Genomic DNA, 15502 nt, shown 5'->3' on the forward strand with positions numbered 1-15502 from the left:
CCGCCTGCGTGCCTCATGAGGCCTGCATGCGCGGTCTGACGCCGATGCGGGAGCGGCCTTGCCGGATCGCAATCATCTGGCTATCCGGTCCATTCGCAAGGACCAAGATCTCGCCATGACTGAGCCGGCTGCGCCTACGGCAGGACCCCTGTCGTTCGGGCCATTCACCGTGATACCGCATGAAAGGCTCGTGACGCGCGACGGCGTCGCCCTGCCGCTCGGCACGAAAGCCTTCGACACGCTGATCGCGCTGATGTCGCGGCCGAACGAGGTCGTCAGCAAGTGGGACCTGATGGCGCTGGTGTGGCCCGGCATGGCCGTCGAGGAGGCCAATCTGCGCTTTCATGTCGCAGCGCTTCGCAAGGTCCTCGGCGACGGCAAGGACGGCGCCCGCTACATCACCACGCTCTCCGGCCGCGGCTATTGCTTCGTGGCGCCGATCTCGCAAACGGATGTTCCGGCAGAGCGGCGCCCCGCGCCGCGGATGGAACTGCCGCCCGTGAAACTGCCGAACCGGCTGCAGCGGATGGTCGGACGCGACGAAGTGGTCGCGGCCATCTCGGACAAGCTCATTACCTCGCATTTCGTCACGATCGTCGGCCCGGGCGGCGTCGGCAAGACCGCCGTTGCGGTGGCGGTCGCTCACGACCTGCTCGAGACCTTCGCCGACGCCGCGCACTTTGTTGATCTTGCTGCGCTCAGCGATCCCGATCTCGTGATCACCTCGATCCTGCTGATGCTGGGTCTGCCAGCCCAGACTGACGACCCGCTGCCCGCGCTGCTCGCGCATCTCCGGGACAAGAGGATGCTGCTGATCCTCGACAATTGCGAGCACGTCATCGCCGCCGCAGCGCCGCTGGCGGCGGAGATCTTCCACGCCGCGCCGCATGTCCATATCCTGGCCACGAGCCGCGAAGCCCTGCGCGTCGAGGGCGAGCAGGTCTATCGATTGGCGCCGCTTGCCGTTCCGCCTGACGATGCCGGACTGACGGCGGCCGTCGCACAGACCTATCCCGCGCTTCAGCTGTTCCTCGAACGGGCGACCGCCGGCGGCGCGCAGATCGCGCTCGACGATGGCAATGCAGCGATCGTCGCGGGCATCTGCCGCAGGCTCGACGGCATGGCCCTGGCGATCGAGCTCGCTGCCGGCCGGGTCGAAGCCTACGGCCTGGAGCAGACGGCGGCGCTGCTCGACGAACGCCTCAATCTGCTGTGGCAGGGGCAGCGCACCGCGCCGCCGCGGCAGAAGACATTGCAGGCGACGCTGGACTGGAGCTACGGGCTGCTGTCCGGCACCGAGCGCCTCGTGCTGCGCAGGCTCGCGGTCTTCGCCGGCCATTTCACCATCGACGCGGCGCTCGAGGTCGTGCCGGACGACCGTGTCGACCGCGCCCGCCTGTTCGACGCCATCGACAGCCTCGTCGCCAAGTCGATGGTCGCTCCGCGACCGATCGGCGCCATGATGCGCTACCGGCTGCTCGACACGACGCGCGCCTATCTGCTCGAAATCGAGCCTGACGACGCGGCGCTCGCCGCCCGCCACGCGACCTACTACCGGCGATGGCTGGAACAGGCCGGCACGACATGGGCAACGGTGCCGAGCGCCGACGAACGCGCAGTCCACTTCTCCGCGCTCCACAACGTGCGCGCCGCGCTGGACTGGTGTTTTGGCGCGAACGGCGATGCATGCATCGGCATTGCGCTCGCCGCTGCGGCAGCTCCCATCTTTCTCGCAATGTCACTGCTGATCGAATGCCGGCGCTGGTCGGAACGGGCGCTGCTTGCGATCGATCCGTCCACGCGCGGCGGCGCCGAGGAAATGCACATCCAGGCCGCCCTGGGACTGACCCTGATGTTCACGCGCGGCGGCAGCGAAGCGGCGCGCGGCGCATTGAGCAGAAGCCTTGCGATCGCGGAGGCGCGCGGCGACGCGCCGAACCAGCTTCAGCTGCTCGGCCGCATGCACATCTTCCACGAGCGGATGGGGCAGTTCGATGCCGCGCTTGGTTACGCACGGCAGAGCCTCACAGTCGCCGAAACGCTGGGCGATGCCGCGTCCCTCGGACTGGCCCATTCGCTCCTGGGTGTCTCGCTGCATCTGGCCGGCGAGCACCGCGACGCACTGAACATGCTGGAGGCTGCCTGGCAGGGTCCGGGTACCGAACGGACCAGCACGGTCCATGGCTTCGATCACCGCAACCGGGCCGGCATCTCGCTCGCGCGAGAGCTTTGGCTGCAGGGCCGGCCCGGGGATGCGCGGCAGCTTGCGCGACAGACGGTCACCGAAGCCGCCCAGATGGACCATCCGATCACGCTCTGCATCGCGCTGATATGGCTGGTCTCGATCGATCTCTGGAGCGGCGAGCTCGACGATGCGGAAGAGAGCATCGACCACTTCATCGCGCATGCCACCTCGCGTTCGATGGGCCCTTATCTCTCGGTCGGCCGCGGCGTCAAAGGCGAACTGGCGATCCGGCGCGGCGATGCCGCCGGCGGTGTCGAGACGATACGGGCCTGCTTGCGCGAGCTTCACGATGCCGGTTACGAGCTGCTTACCACGACATTCAACATCGCACTGGTTCATGGCCTTCTGGCGCTCGGGCAGGTCGCGCAAAGTGCGCGCCTGATCGACGACGCAATCCGCCTCGTCGAGCAAGGCGGCGATCATCTCTATATGCCCGAATTGCTGCGCATGAGGGCCAAGGTGTTGCTGTCGCTCCCGGAGCCGAAAACCGGGGAAGCGGAGACCTGCCTCATGCAGTCGCTGGAGCTCAGCCGGGGCAAGGCTGCGAAAGCCTGGGAGCTGCGAGCGGCGATTGATCTTGTGCAGCTGCTTGCCGAACGGCACGGCCGCGAGAACGCAAAGCTATTGCTCCAGGCGGCGCTCGAAGGCTTCGTCGAAGGTTCCGAGACGGTGGATATCAGGGCGGCCAGCGCACTCCTGGCCACACTGTAGCGGGCTCACCCCGTCGACGTGCCCTGCTTCCACTGGCCGCCGGCGATCCTCGCCGCCGCAATCACGGCCTGGGTCCGGCTCTCGACCCCGAGCTTTTGCAGGATCGCCGAGACATGCGCCTTGATGGTCGCCTCGGAGACGCCGAGCTCGTAGGCGATCTGCTTGTTGAGCAGTCCCTCCGACAGCATCATCAGGACCCGGACCTGCTGCGGCGTCAGCGTCACCAGGCGGTCGCGCAGGCGCGTCATGTCGGGGTCCGTGGCGGCCGACAAGTCGGTGTCGGCGGGAACCCAGACGTCCCCCTCCATCACCTTGAGGATGGCGTCGCGCAGCGTCTCGACGCCGAAACGCTTCGGGATGAAACCGGAAGCGCCGAAATCGAGCGAGCGGCGGATCGTGGCGCTGTCGTCGGAGGCCGAGACGATCACCACCGGGATCGCCGGATATTGCGCGCGCAGATAGATCAGGCCGGAAAAGCCGGAGATCCCGGGCATCGACAGATCGAGCAGGATCAGGTCGACGTCGGAGGTCTGCTCCAGCAGCTTGGTCAGATCCTCGAACGATCCGGCCTCGTCGATCCTGGCCGAGGTCAGGACGCTCGCCACCGCCTGCCGCAGCGCATCGCGGAACAGGGGATGATCATCGGCAATGACGAGATGGGTCGAGGGAGCGTTCATCGTTCTCTTGCTGTCATTCGCTACCGGCTGGCGAGTCGATGCCGCGGCTGGCCAATTCTTCCCTGACCGGCCGTGGCATGCAAGTGCACATTATCCCTTTGCTGCAAAGGGGTTAATCCGGAAGTCTTCGCGGCTGCGCAGCGGCGCCCGATACCGCGCCGTCAGGCGCGCGTCAGCGCGCAAGGCCGAAAGTCGTATTGGGGCGGGTTTCACGCCGATGTTACCTTGGAGCCAAGACCTGGGTTGATCCGGCATGACCGGGCGTCTGGGGCGCGAGGAAACGCATTTTTCGGGGAGCGACTCAACATGTCGACAATGGCTGTGTCTCAAGCTGGCGTGGGAGGGATGACGAAGGACGAACGGTTCGTCATTCTCGCCTCCTCGCTGGGTACCGTCTTCGAGTGGTACGATTTTTACCTTTACGGCTCGCTGGCCAGCATTATCGGCGCGCAGTTCTTCTCGGCCTACCCGCCGGCAACCCGCGATATCTTCGCGCTGCTGGCATTCGCCGCGGGCTTCCTGGTGCGCCCGTTCGGCGCGATCGTGTTCGGCCGCATCGGCGACATCGTCGGCCGGAAATACACCTTCCTCGTCACCATCCTGATCATGGGTCTGTCGACCTTCATCGTCGGCCTGCTGCCGAATGCGGCGACGATCGGCATCGCGGCCCCGATCATCCTGATCGCGCTGCGCCTTGCCCAGGGTCTCGCGCTCGGCGGTGAATATGGCGGTGCGGCGACCTATGTCGCGGAGCATGCCCCCAACGGCAAGCGCGGCTACTACACCTCCTTCATCCAGACCACGGCAACGCTCGGCCTGTTCCTGTCGCTGCTGGTGATCCTGTTCACCCGCTCCGCGATCGGCGAAGCCGACTTCGCGGCCTGGGGCTGGCGCATCCCGTTCCTGGTCTCGGTGCTGCTGCTCGGCATCTCGGTCTGGATCCGGCTCCGCCTCAACGAATCGCCGATCTTCCAGAAGATGAAGGACGAGGGGAAGAGTTCGAAGGCGCCGCTGACGGAAGCCTTCGGCAACTGGCAGAACGGCAAGCTGGTGCTGCTCGCGCTGCTCGGCGGCGTGATGGGCCAGGGCGTGGTCTGGTACACCGGCCAGTTCTACGCGCTGTTCTTCCTGCAATCGATCCTGAAGGTCGACGGCTACACCGCCAACCTCCTGATCGCCTGGTCGCTGCTGCTCGGCACCGGCTTCTTCATCGTGTTCGGCATGCTCTCCGACAAGATCGGCCGCAAGCCGATCATCCTCGGCGGCTGCCTGATCGCGGCACTGACCTTCTTCCCGATCTTCAAGATGATCACCTCCAACGCCAACCCGGCGCTGGAAAAGGCCATCGAGCAGGCCAAGGTCGAGGTGGTGGCCGATCCCGCGGGTTGCGGCGACCTGTTCAACCCGGTCGGTACCCGCGTCTTCACCGCGCCTTGCGACACCGCACGCGCCTTCCTCGCCCAGTCGTCGGTCAAGTATTCGACGACATCGGGTGCGGCCGGTTCCGGCGTGAAGGTGATGGTCAACGGCAAGGAAGTTGCCTACGCGAACGCCAAGGACAGCAATCCTGCGGTTCTCGCCGCCGTGCAGGCCGCCGGCTATCCGAAGACCGGCGACGCCGGCATCGTGAAGATGGCGCATCCGTTCGACATCTTCCGTCCGCAGGTGGCCGCGACCATCGGACTGCTGTTCATCCTCGTGATCTTCGTCACCATGGTGTACGGCCCGATCGCCGCGATGCTGGTCGAATTGTTCCCGACCCGCATCCGCTACACCTCGATGTCACTGCCCTACCACATCGGCAACGGCTGGTTCGGCGGCCTGCTGCCGGCGACCGCCTTCGCCATCGTGGCCTCGACCGGCGATATCTACGCGGGTCTCTGGTATCCGGTCATCTTCGCGTCCATCACCGTCGTGATCGGCTTCCTGTTCCTGCCCGAGACCAAGGACGTGGACATCAAGGCGACCTGATCGCAAGCAACGATCAACCAACACCAACCGGCCGCGGTCTCCGCGGCCGGTTTTGCTTTGGGCCGAGAGCTTCGGTTCTGATTGGAAACAGAACCGAAGTTCTCGATTCTTGTTTTGACGCGTTTTCTTTACGCGAACCGGGATCCACTTCGCTCGAAAACGCTCTACTGATTGGCGCCGATGAATTGCAGCACCACCTCGCGCCGGTGCGGGCGGGCGCGATGCTCGATCAGATAGATCGCCTGCCAGGTGCCAAGCGCGAGCCTGCCGTTCAGGACCGGGACCTGAAGCGAGGTCTGCGTCAGCATGGTCTTGATATGTCCGGGCATGTCGTCCGGCCCCTCGGTGTCGTGGGTCCAGCCGGCGTTCTCCGGCGCGAGCCTGGACAGCGCGGTGGTGAGATCAACCAGCACGGAGGGATCGGCGTTTTCCTGGATCGTCAGCGAGGCCGAGGTGTGACGGATGAACAGCGTCAGCGCGCCCTCGCGCGCGCGGGCCTCGGCAATGAACGCCGCTGCTTCGCGGGTCAGGTCCGTGAAGCCGCGCCCCTGCGTCTCCACGGTGAGCAGCGACGATGAGATAATGGTGGCTTGCACCGAGGATGGCGCCGAGCGGGTTACGGATCTGGCTGATGTCATGGAGGTTCTCTCGTAACGTCGTCCTGGCCTAGTGCGCAATTGCGCACGGGAGCCAGGACCCATTACCCCGAATGCGCGTGACGGCAAAAGGTGGCAACGCGCTTCGAGAATGAACCGAGAGGCCGCGCCGTATGTGTCCTGGCTTTCGCCAGGACGACAAACTCAGATCCTCCCCGACACGTCCTTCTGCACGCGGTTGGCCATGTCGATCAGCCGACGCCAGGCCTTTTCCAGGAACGACATCACACGATCGACGTCCTGGTCGCTCGGCAGCGGGATCTCGATCTTGCGGTCGCCCTCGGCGACCTTCGGATCGGCTTTCTTGAGCGGGTCGGATTTCGGCAGCGCCTCGTCGATCTTGCCCGACACGGTCGGTCCCGCCGCGAGCTGTCCCTTCAGCTTCTCGACTTCGGTCTGGAGCCGGCCGATCTCGGCGTCGAGCGCGGCACGCTCGTCGGGCACCGCGTAGCAGGCCCAGCCGGCGCCGTTCTTGGTGCAGGTCGACACCGTGCCGGTGCGGGTGTCGAGCCGCAGCACGCCCTCGGGGATCGGCGTCATGCTGTAGCGGCCGTTTTCGCCGTCGGGCGCGGATTGCGCGGCAACGAGACCGCCGCTGCTGGCCATCACCGCGGCCAGCGCCGCTGCCGAAAGCCATGATGTTGTGGACGACGTCGCTGGTCTCATCGCACTCTCCGCCACGCCGCGCAGGTGGCACATCTGCAATTCTACACCCCGGCAAGGCCATCCGCCGCCAAAAACACTCGCCCGGAATCAACGATTACGGCCGCCCGTTTGATCCCGGCAGCACGGCGAAATGGCGACCGCATCCACCGATCATGAGACGAGCTGCTGCGGTGCGGCGTCACGCTGTGTGCAGCGCTGCCGCGTGCGCCGATATCGTCAAATAAATCAGACACATAACGGAAAGCGACGCAATCGTGACTTGGCTTGACTTGATTATGGGCCATCAGTATGGTCCGCGCGGCTTTTGAGGGTGGCGGGCGTAATTTCCATTCAGCCGCGGCGTTTCGGGTCTTCGTTGCATGACACAGGGCACGGGACACGGCGAGAATGGAGATCGCGATAGATCGCCCGAGGAAGCTGCGCTTTCCGAACGGCTCGGAAATCTTGATCAGCGGTTGTCCGAACTTCGCGGCCGCCACGTCAAGACCGAGCAACCCGCAGGTGACGATGGAGACAGAGCGGCCAGAGCCTCGGCGATGGCGCTTGGTTTCCGGTTATCTTCGGAGTTGGTCGCCGGGGTCGTCGTCGGAGCGGGGATTGGCTGGGGTTTCGACCGCTTGCTGTCGACGTCGCCTTTCGGATTTATCGTGTTCCTGCTGCTGGGCTTCGTCGCCGGCGTGGTGAATGTGGTGAGAACGGCAGGGGCAGGTCAAAACAGGCGCGGCGGTTCTTAAGCGATCCGCTCAGGAGAGGAATGATCGTGCCGGCTTTGCCGGTACGGGCCGGCCCGGCCGGCAGACCGAGACCCGCCGGCATTGCCCGGCAGACCAAGAGATGCCGCGCTGATGAAAATCGACCCGATCCACCAGTTCAACATCGAGCCTCTCTTCACGATCGGCCATATCGGCCATCAGACGATCGCCTTCACCAATTCATCGCTCTACATGCTGATCGCCGTGGCGATCATCTCGCTGCTGATGCTTGCCAGCGGTGCGCAGCTGGTTCCCGGGCGCCTTCAGTCGGTCGCCGAGATCTCCTACGAGTTCGTCGCGTCGACCATCCGTTCGACCGCCGGCTCGGAAGGCATGAAGTTCTTCCCGCTGATCTTCTCGTTGTTCATGTTCATCTGCGTCTCGAACCTGATCGGCATCATTCCCTATACCTTCACGATCTCGAGCCATCTGATTGTGACGGCAGCCCTGGCGCTGCTGGTCTTCTTCACGGTCCTGATCTACGGCGTTGCCAAGAACGGCCTGAAATTCTTCTCGATCTTCGTGCCCCACGGCGTCCCCGGTTATATCCTGCCGCTGGTGATGTTCATCGAGATCCTGTCGTTCTTCCTGCGGCCGGTCTCCCACAGCGTCCGTCTCTTCGCCAACATGCTGGCCGGCCACATCGCGCTGAAGGTGTTCGCGGGCTTCGTCGCCATGCTCGGCTTCTCGCTCGGCGCCCTCGGCTGGGTCGGCGGCGTGCTGCCGCTGGCGCTCACGGTCGCGCTGTACGCCCTCGAGATTCTGGTCGCGTTCCTGCAAGCCTATGTGTTTGCGATCCTGACCTGCATCTACCTCAACGACGCCATTCATCCGGGACACTGAGCGGTCCGGGGAATTTCCACCCACAACCCAATCTTTCTTCCAAGGAGTCTAAAATGGATCCGGCAGCAGCAAAACTTATCGGCGCGGGCATCGCATGCATCGGCATGGGCGGTGCGGGCGTCGGCGTGGGCGTGATCTTCGGCAACTACCTCGCCGCGGCCGTTCGCAACCCCTCGGCCGCTCAGGGCCAGTTCGGCAACCTGATCTTCGGCTTCGCCGTGACCGAAGCGCTCGGCATTTTCTCGCTGCTGATCGCGCTGCTGCTGCTGTTCGTTCCGCTCTGAGGACGACGTTCTTCGCGCCGCTTCGACCGAAGCGGCGCGCATGACAGCAACAGGAGTACTCCATGGCTGAGAGTCATGGCGGGGCGAAGGGTCCAGCGGCGGGCGCCCACACCGGGGCCGAAGGCGGTCACGGTGGCGGCTTTCCGCCGTTCGAGAGCAGCACTTATGCTTCGCAGCTGGTGTCGCTCGCGATCTTCTTCGTCGTGCTTTACGTGATCGTGTCCAAGCTCGCTCTGCCGAAGGTCGGCGGGGCGATCGAAGCGCGTCAGAACAAGATCGAGGGTGACCTCGCCGAGGCGCAGACGCTGAGGGACCAGTCCGACGCGGCGCTGAAGGCCTATGAAAGCGAACTCGCTTCGGCGCGTTCGCGGGCGCAGGCGATCGGCAATGAATCCCGCGACAAGGCGAATGCGCAGGCGGAAACCGAGCGCAAGGCCCTGGAAGAGCAGCTGGCGGCCAAGCTCGCCGGGGCGGAGAAGACCATCGCCTCGACCCGCACAGCCGCCATGAGCAACGTCCGCGGCATCGCGGCCGATGCGGCAGGCCAGATCGTGCAGCAGCTCACCGGCGTCGTTCCCGATGCCGCGTCAGTGAATGCCGCGGTCGATGCGTCCCTGAAAGGTTAATCGAGATGTTCTTCGATCCTGAAACCTGGGTCGCCATCGCCTTCGTGATCCTGATGGTCGTGTTCGGCTATCTCGGGGTCTTCAAGTCTGCGATGACCGCGCTCGACCATCGCGCCGCGCGCATCAAGGCCGAGCTCGACGACGCGACGCGCCTCAAGCAGGAGGCGGCCAAGGTGCTCGCCGACTACAAGGCGCGCAGTGCCACGGCCGAGCGCGAGGCTGCCGACATCATCGCCAACGCCAAGGTCGAAGCCGAGCGCATCGCGACCGAGGCCAAGGCGAAGATGGAAGACTTCGTGGCCCGCAGAACCAAGACCGCGGAGAGCAAGATCGCGCTCGCCGAGGCCCAGGCGGTGGCCGATGTCCGTGCCGCAGCCGCGGAAGCCGCCGTCCAGGCCGCCTCCACGATCCTGTCGCAGTCGGTCAAGGGCCAGGTCGCCGACGACCTGCTCGCCAAGAGCATCAGCGAAGTTCGGCAGAAGCTGAACTGAGCGCGAACGCCTCATCAATCAAAAAGCCGGCGCGATGAGCGCCGGCTTTTTTGTTTGTCGGGCGCCGTGGCCGCAAATTGGATGTCATGCCCCGCGAAGGCGGGGCATCCAGTACGCCGCGGCCCTTCCGTAGACCGCTGACGTCTCTGGAATACTGGATCACCCGCTTTCGCGGGTGATGACAGCTGAAATTGCGGTGCCAGCCGAGATCGAGACCCTACTTCTTCTTCGGCTTTGCCTTCGGCTCGGGCGACAGCGCCTGCGGGTCGAAGCCGACGTAGAAGACGTAGGAATCGGCGGTCGCGGCCGACGGGATCGGATAGGACAGATCTTCGGCGACAAAGGTGAAGGGCACGCTGCCGCCTTCCGACATCCCGACCGTGGTCCGATAGGCCTTCGAGGCGATTACCTTCTCGCCGACGCCGCCCTGCACCACCGCGACGCGCAGCGGAACCTCGACGCTAGCAGGCGCGCCGGCGGGACCGGCGATGACGCGGCCCTGGACGCCGATCCGGGCTGTGATGTCGCCGCCGTTGCGCACGCATTCACGCGCCATCTTGGTGATGGTGGCCTGGAAGCGGACCTCATTGCCGACGGCCGGCTTGCCGGTGGCTCCGACCGCATAGGTAGAGGCGCCGGCGCGCACCGTGACCTGCGGGCAATCGACATCGTCGTCGGCCGGCTGTCCGGGCGCAGGCGCCGGCTTGGGCTGGGCCGGCTCGTCGGACTTGCCGCCGAACAGGCTCTTGAAGCGGTCGCTCAACGACTGGGCCGCCACCGGCGAGACGGACGCGAACGCAACCGACAACGCCAGCGCGACCGCTGTCCCCCGCCGCAACGCATTCCGCGATGACCGAAGCTCGTGCACCATCAACGCCCATACTCCATGACAACAATCCGGCCGATCGCCAGCCTTCCCGCCGCGTTATATCGCCAAAATCGGCGAACCCAAGGCAGCAAAAGGCAGGACGCCGGAGACTTTGGCCGTACGAACCGACCGGCTCAGCCGCGGAAATCCTCGTGCAGCAGACCGAACAGCAAATGGTCCTGCCAGACCCCGTTGATGCAGAGATAGCGGCGCGCCAGCCCTTCCCGGGAGAAGCCGCACTTCTCCAGCACCCGGATCGACGGTGCATTGGTGGGGATGCAGGCAGCCTCGACCCGGTGCAGGTTGAGTTCGCCGAACAGCGTCGGCAGCAGCACCCGCAGCGCAGCCGTCATGTAGCCGCGATGGGCGTGGGGCTGGCCGACCCAATAGCCGATGGTGCCGGCCTGGACGATGCCGCGCCGGACATTGGCGAGCGTTATGCCGCCGACCATGGCGCCGTCGAGCTCACGGAAGATCAGAAAGGGGTAGGAGCGGTCCGCGGCGATATCCTCGGAATAGCGGCGCAGGCGGCGGCGAAAGCCGGAGCGCGTCAGATCGTCCGACGGCCAGATCGGCTCCCAGGGCGTCAGGTAGTCGCGGCTGGACTCGCGCAAGTGAGCCCATTGCAGGAAGTCCGACATCTGCGGTGCGCGCAGCAAAAGCCCGTTGCCGCGCGGCGCGAGGGCGGCGGGTCCACTGGATGGCAGGCGAAAGAGGGCCATGGTGATGCTTCCCGGGGCGGATCAGCCCACGCGCGGCTCCTAATGCAGTCGCGCCTTGGCACGTGCCCGGGTCAATCCTTCCGCAAAAGACACCGCCGTGTCCAGACCCCTGCCACTGCCTAATGCGACAACCGCAGGGCGGCTGCGCGAAAGCAGTGCACGCGCCGCGTCCCGGGTCGATTCGACGCTGACGGCGTCGATCCGGGCCACCAGCTCCTGCACCGTCTGCGGCCGGCCATAGGCCAGGACGTGGCGGGCGAGCTGCTCGGCACGGGAGGAGCAGCTCTCCAGCGCCATCAGGAGGCCCGCCTTCATCTGCGCCTTGGCCCGTGCAATCTCGGCCTCGGTCAGGGTCTCCACCGAATCATTCATGACGTCGACCACGACTTCCATCATCTCCGGCGCATCGGCCGGATCGGTACCGGTGTAGAGGCCGAAGAAGCCGGTATCGGTATAGGGCGCGTGGAAGCTGTAGATCGAGTAGCAGAGGCCGCGCTTCTCGCGCACCTCCTGGAACAGCCGCGACGACATTCCGCCGCCGAGGATGTTGGTGAAGACCTGGAGCGAGAACAGCGACAGATCGTTCTGCGGCACACCTTCCAGCGCCAGCGTCAGATGCGCCTGCTCGAGCTCGCGATGCACGACCTTAGCGCCGCCCTTGCCGAACTGGGCGGCCTGCGGCTTCGGGCCCGGCGTTCCTTCAAAGCTTGCAAAGCGCTTCTCGGCCTCGGCGACCACCTGGCTGTGATCGACCGCGCCGGCGGCCGCCACCACCATGTCGGGCCCGCGATAATGCGTCGACAGATAGCCGCGCAGCATGTCGCGGTTGAAGGCGCGCAGCGTCTTGGCGGTGCCGAGCAGCGAGCGGCCCATCGGCTGGTCGGGATAGCAGAGCTCGTTGAGATGCTCGAACACGACGTCGTCGGGCGTGTCCTGCGCGGCACCGATCTCCTGCACGATGACGTTCTTCTCGCGCTCCAGCTCGTCGGGCTCGAAGGCGGGATTGGCCAGGATGTCGGCGAGCACGTCGAGCGCCAGCGGCACGTCGGCCTTCAGCACCCGCGCATAATAGGACGTGGTCTCGGTCGAGGTGCCGGCATTGAGGTCGCCGCCGACAGCCTCGATCTCCTCGACGATCTCGCGCGACGAGCGCTTGGTCGTGCCCTTGAACGCCATGTGCTCGAGGAGATGCGAGATACCGTGCTCGTTGGGCTTCTCGTCGCGTCCGCCGACGCCGGCCCAGACCCCGAGCGCCGCAGTCTCGAGATGGGGCATCTTGTCGGTGACGACGGTGAGGCCGGACGCAAGCTTGGAGATCTCGACGCTCATCCGGCAACTCCCTGTTTTGCGGCACGGCTGACCGACAGCACGAACCGCTCGACCTCGGCCTGATCGTTCTTCATCACCTTCATGTGTTCGGATTTGGTCATGAGGCCGTCGAGCCAGGCCGGCAGTTGCGGCCGCTGGCCGCAGGCCGCTTCGACCGCGTCGGGGAATTTGGCCGGATGCGCGGTGGAGAGCACGATGCTGGGCACCGTGGTGTCGGTGGTGTCGCGATCGGCGACCGCGAGCGCGACCGCAGTATGGGGATCGACCAGCTCGCCCGCCTCACGCCAGGCGGCGCGGATCGCGGCCGCGGTTTCGGTCTCGTCGGCGCGCCCGGCGTCGAACTCCTCGCGGATCGCGGCGAGCGTCGCATCGGGCAGCACGAAGCGCCCGGACTGCTTCAGCGAATCCATGAGACGGCGCACACCGGCCGCATCGCGCCGGCCGGCTTCGAACAGCAGCCGCTCGAAGTTCGAGGAGATCTGGATGTCCATCGACGGCGACGCCGTGGCGTGCACCTCGCGCACCTCGTAGATGCCGGTCTTCAGCGTCCGCGCCAGGATGTCGTTGACGTTGGCGGCGATGCGCAGGGTCCGCACCGGCAGACCCATGCGCTTGGCGACGTAGCCGGCAAAGATGTCGCCGAAATTGCCGGTCGGCACGACGAAGTCCACCGCGCGCGCCGGCGCGCCGGCGGCAACGGCGGAGGTGAAGTAATAGACCACCTGGGCAACGATACGCGCCCAGTTGATGGAATTGACGCCGGACAGCGAGGTCGCATCGCGGAAGCGATGGTTGTTGAACATTCCCTTCACGAGGGCCTGGCAGTCGTCGAACGTGCCTTCGATGGCGAGCGCATGCACGTTGGCCGCGCCCGTCGTCGTCATCATCCGCCGCTGCACCTCGGAGATGCGGCCGTGCGGGAACAGTACGATGAGATCGACGTTCTCCAGCCCCGCGAAGGCTTCGACCGCAGCGCCGCCGGTGTCGCCGGAGGTTGCGACCACGATGGTGGTGCGCTGGTCGCGCTTGGCGAGCACATGGTCCATCAGCCGCGAGATGAGCTGCATCGCCACGTCCTTGAAGGCGAGCGTCGGGCCGTGGAACAGCTCCAGCACGAACTGGTGCGGCGACATCTGGCGCAGCGGCACCACCGCGGGATGGCGGAAGGTGGCGTAGGCCTCGTTCGCCATCCGGCCGAGCTCAGCGTCCGTGATCTCGCCTCCGGCGAAGGGACGGATCACGTCGACGGCGACCTCCCAATACGGGCGGCCGAAGAAGCCGGCGATCGTGTCAGCCGAGAGCTGCGGCCATGTCGCCGGCACATACAGGCCACCGTCGCGGGCAAGCCCGGTCAGCATCACGTCGCAGAAGCCGAGTTCGGGGGCCTCGCCCCGGGTCGAGATATAACGAGTCAAACTGCCCTCCAAAGGCCGGCCAAGCCGAAGCTTGATCCGTAAGCCTTTGATTTCACGATATTCCTGATTAACAGCCAGAGGCTTTGGGCCACCATAAAGTGTTTTGCGGCATCGGGAAACCGCTTCCCGCCCGCACCCTTTGCAACGAAAAGGGCTGCGGCAATGCCGCAGCCCTCTCTTGGAAGGTCTGTCGTTGATATGTGCAGACCAGTTTGGCTCGTCCGGGGCGCCTGCCCGCTAAAACTGCTCGCGCAAGCTTTCGTCGCCTGTCCTCAGACCGTCAAGGGCGAAAACCGGGCGCGACGACAAATGTTCCTGTTTTTCCCGACGCGTATGAACGCCGCATACCCGTCCGCATACTGGCCACAAGGCCGGCTTTGCCATTTCTTCCTGAACCCTTGATCGCGGCAGGAACGAACGCAGCCGCAGTCCATTGTGTCGGCGGATAGCGTCCGCCGTCGGCCACGCATTGCCCGGCCGGCGGAGTCGCCGATCCGTCGGCCGAACCGCTGCATCCTGGAGCAGCCGGTTCGGTCGCTGGCGGGACGTCAGTTCATGCCGATTTCCACCGCAATCCGGATCAGGTCGGAATGGTTCTTGGCCCCCAACTTCTGCTTGAGCAGGGAGGTGGTGTTGGCGACCGTCTTGTAGGAGATCCCAAGCGCCTCGGCGACCTCGACGATCTTGTCGCCGCGCCCGAGCAGGCGGAGGATCTCGAGCTCCCGCGGCGTCATCTGCGAGGCCGGATTGGCCTTGATCGCCGCACCGGAGAACGTCACGGCCTCCGCCAGCTGCGGCGAGATGAAATTGTCGCCCGCGACCACCTTGCGCACCGCCTTCAGCAGGATCCTGGGATCATCTCCCTTGGAGACATAGCCCTGCGCCCCCAGCTCGACCGCCCGCACCACGAAAGCCGGATCGTCGTTCATGCTGAACATGATGATCTTGGCATCAGGATCGTCCTTGCGGATCCGCCGCATCAGCTCGAACCCGGAGACATCCGGCAGGCTGATGTCGATCACGGTGACGTCGGGCCGCTTGCTGATATAGGCGCGATGGCCGGATTTGGCGTCCATCGCCTCGTCGATGCGGATCGAATGGTCGGATGCGAACAGGGTTCGGCAACCCGACAGCACCACAGGATGGTCGTCGACGATCAGGACCCTGGTCGCCGGCTTGGCGGTATCTTGCATCGCGCGCTCTCTGGTTTTTCAACTCATAGACCGGCGGGAACAAATGGAAAGAG

At 65.3% G+C, this 15502-nt stretch carries 15 protein-coding genes; 7 read left to right on the forward strand and 8 right to left on the reverse strand.

The genetic code is table 11. The features are described 5' to 3' along the window. The first annotated feature begins 115 nt into the window (after positions 1 to 115). Entirely contained in the window at positions 116 to 2956 is a 2841-nt protein-coding gene (locus AB5K84_RS41175; RefSeq protein ID WP_011084013.1) for an ATP-binding protein, read from the forward strand. Positions 2957 to 2961: 5 nt separating this feature from the next. On the opposite strand, the gene AB5K84_RS41180 is transcribed toward AB5K84_RS41175, so the two are convergent. Continuing rightward, on the reverse strand, positions 2962 to 3633 hold the full coding sequence (locus AB5K84_RS41180; RefSeq protein WP_011084012.1) for a response regulator: 672 nt from the start codon (positions 3631 to 3633) through the stop codon (positions 2962 to 2964). 345 nt (positions 3634 to 3978) lie between these two features. Between AB5K84_RS41180 and AB5K84_RS41185 the strand changes: the two genes are divergently transcribed. Further along, entirely contained in the window at positions 3979 to 5604 is a 1626-nt protein-coding gene (locus AB5K84_RS41185; RefSeq protein ID WP_171463736.1) for an MFS transporter, read from the forward strand. Between the two features lie 164 nt (positions 5605 to 5768). On the opposite strand, the gene AB5K84_RS41190 is transcribed toward AB5K84_RS41185, so the two are convergent. After that, positions 5769 to 6242, reverse strand: a complete 474-nt coding sequence (locus AB5K84_RS41190; RefSeq protein ID WP_028173696.1) for a secondary thiamine-phosphate synthase enzyme YjbQ — start codon at positions 6240 to 6242, stop codon at positions 5769 to 5771. 162 nt (positions 6243 to 6404) lie between these two features. Continuing rightward, positions 6405 to 6926 carry a hypothetical protein gene (locus tag AB5K84_RS41195; protein ID WP_028173697.1) on the reverse strand — a complete coding sequence of 174 codons (522 nt, stop codon included), beginning with the start codon at positions 6924 to 6926 and terminating at the stop codon, positions 6405 to 6407. A 359-nt stretch (positions 6927 to 7285) separates the two neighbouring features. Between AB5K84_RS41195 and AB5K84_RS41200 the strand changes: the two genes are divergently transcribed. The 5 genes from AB5K84_RS41200 to AB5K84_RS41220 all read left to right on the forward strand — a co-directional run bounded on the left by AB5K84_RS41200 (position 7286) and on the right by AB5K84_RS41220 (position 9922). Beyond that, the gene (locus tag AB5K84_RS41200; protein WP_028173698.1) at positions 7286 to 7660 is read left to right on the forward strand and encodes an AtpZ/AtpI family protein; all 375 of its coding nucleotides are present in this window, start codon (positions 7286 to 7288) and stop codon (positions 7658 to 7660) included. Between the two features lie 111 nt (positions 7661 to 7771). Then, a complete protein-coding gene (locus tag AB5K84_RS41205) occupies positions 7772 to 8521 on the forward strand; it encodes a F0F1 ATP synthase subunit A (RefSeq protein WP_011084006.1) in 750 nt (249 codons plus the stop codon). Between the two features lie 53 nt (positions 8522 to 8574). Continuing rightward, on the forward strand, positions 8575 to 8805 hold the full coding sequence (locus AB5K84_RS41210) for a F0F1 ATP synthase subunit C (RefSeq protein ID WP_007599451.1): 231 nt from the start codon (positions 8575 to 8577) through the stop codon (positions 8803 to 8805). A gap of 62 nt (positions 8806 to 8867) precedes the next feature. Continuing rightward, on the forward strand, positions 8868 to 9431 hold the full coding sequence (locus tag AB5K84_RS41215) for a F0F1 ATP synthase subunit B family protein (protein WP_011084005.1): 564 nt from the start codon (positions 8868 to 8870) through the stop codon (positions 9429 to 9431). A gap of 5 nt (positions 9432 to 9436) precedes the next feature. Continuing rightward, positions 9437 to 9922, forward strand: a complete 486-nt coding sequence (locus AB5K84_RS41220; protein WP_011084004.1) for a F0F1 ATP synthase subunit B family protein — start codon at positions 9437 to 9439, stop codon at positions 9920 to 9922. Between the two features lie 217 nt (positions 9923 to 10139). Here AB5K84_RS41220 and AB5K84_RS41225 read toward each other — a convergent pair whose 3' ends face one another. From AB5K84_RS41225 to AB5K84_RS41245, 5 genes are all read right to left on the reverse strand, one after another. Further along, positions 10140 to 10793 carry a hypothetical protein gene (locus tag AB5K84_RS41225; protein ID WP_011084003.1) on the reverse strand — a complete coding sequence of 218 codons (654 nt, stop codon included), beginning with the start codon at positions 10791 to 10793 and terminating at the stop codon, positions 10140 to 10142. A gap of 131 nt (positions 10794 to 10924) precedes the next feature. After that, positions 10925 to 11512, reverse strand: coding sequence for a GNAT family N-acetyltransferase (locus tag AB5K84_RS41230; RefSeq protein ID WP_011084002.1), 588 nt, complete (start codon positions 11510 to 11512; stop codon positions 10925 to 10927). Positions 11513 to 11551: 39 nt separating this feature from the next. After that, positions 11552 to 12841 (reverse strand): M16 family metallopeptidase, encoded by a 1290-nt coding sequence (locus AB5K84_RS41235; protein WP_011084001.1) that lies wholly within the window; start codon positions 12839 to 12841, stop codon positions 11552 to 11554. Then, entirely contained in the window at positions 12838 to 14256 is a 1419-nt protein-coding gene (thrC, locus tag AB5K84_RS41240) for a threonine synthase (RefSeq protein WP_063921382.1), read from the reverse strand. The genes AB5K84_RS41235 and thrC overlap by 4 nt, the downstream gene beginning before the upstream one ends. A gap of 548 nt (positions 14257 to 14804) precedes the next feature. Further along, positions 14805 to 15449, reverse strand: coding sequence for a response regulator transcription factor (locus tag AB5K84_RS41245; protein ID WP_011083999.1), 645 nt, complete (start codon positions 15447 to 15449; stop codon positions 14805 to 14807). Positions 15450 to 15502 lie beyond the last annotated feature (53 nt).

It is taken from the genome of Bradyrhizobium sp. 1200_D9_N1_1 (assembly GCF_052075915.1).
GTDB classification, from domain to species: Bacteria; Pseudomonadota; Alphaproteobacteria; order Rhizobiales; family Xanthobacteraceae; genus Bradyrhizobium; species Bradyrhizobium diazoefficiens.

What these genes read in the sequence shown, in the direction of transcription:
- AB5K84_RS41175 (WP_011084013.1), top strand. Translation starts at nt 116, where the DNA reads ATGACTGAGCCGGCTGCGCCTACGGCAGGACCCCTGTCGTTCGGGCCA.
- AB5K84_RS41180 (WP_011084012.1), bottom strand. Translation starts at nt 3,633, where the DNA reads ATGAACGCTCCCTCGACCCATCTCGTCATTGCCGATGATCATCCCCTG.
- AB5K84_RS41185 (WP_171463736.1), top strand. Translation starts at nt 3,979, where the DNA reads ATGACGAAGGACGAACGGTTCGTCATTCTCGCCTCCTCGCTGGGTACC.
- AB5K84_RS41190 (WP_028173696.1), bottom strand. Translation starts at nt 6,242, where the DNA reads ATGACATCAGCCAGATCCGTAACCCGCTCGGCGCCATCCTCGGTGCAA.
- AB5K84_RS41195 (WP_028173697.1), bottom strand. Translation starts at nt 6,926, where the DNA reads ATGAGACCAGCGACGTCGTCCACAACATCATGGCTTTCGGCAGCGGCG.
- AB5K84_RS41200 (WP_028173698.1), top strand. Translation starts at nt 7,286, where the DNA reads ATGACACAGGGCACGGGACACGGCGAGAATGGAGATCGCGATAGATCG.
- AB5K84_RS41205 (WP_011084006.1), top strand. Translation starts at nt 7,772, where the DNA reads ATGAAAATCGACCCGATCCACCAGTTCAACATCGAGCCTCTCTTCACG.
- AB5K84_RS41210 (WP_007599451.1), top strand. Translation starts at nt 8,575, where the DNA reads ATGGATCCGGCAGCAGCAAAACTTATCGGCGCGGGCATCGCATGCATC.
- AB5K84_RS41215 (WP_011084005.1), top strand. Translation starts at nt 8,868, where the DNA reads ATGGCTGAGAGTCATGGCGGGGCGAAGGGTCCAGCGGCGGGCGCCCAC.
- AB5K84_RS41220 (WP_011084004.1), top strand. Translation starts at nt 9,437, where the DNA reads ATGTTCTTCGATCCTGAAACCTGGGTCGCCATCGCCTTCGTGATCCTG.
- AB5K84_RS41225 (WP_011084003.1), bottom strand. Translation starts at nt 10,793, where the DNA reads ATGGTGCACGAGCTTCGGTCATCGCGGAATGCGTTGCGGCGGGGGACA.
- AB5K84_RS41230 (WP_011084002.1), bottom strand. Translation starts at nt 11,512, where the DNA reads ATGGCCCTCTTTCGCCTGCCATCCAGTGGACCCGCCGCCCTCGCGCCG.
- AB5K84_RS41235 (WP_011084001.1), bottom strand. Translation starts at nt 12,841, where the DNA reads ATGAGCGTCGAGATCTCCAAGCTTGCGTCCGGCCTCACCGTCGTCACC.
- AB5K84_RS41245 (WP_011083999.1), bottom strand. Translation starts at nt 15,449, where the DNA reads ATGCAAGATACCGCCAAGCCGGCGACCAGGGTCCTGATCGTCGACGAC.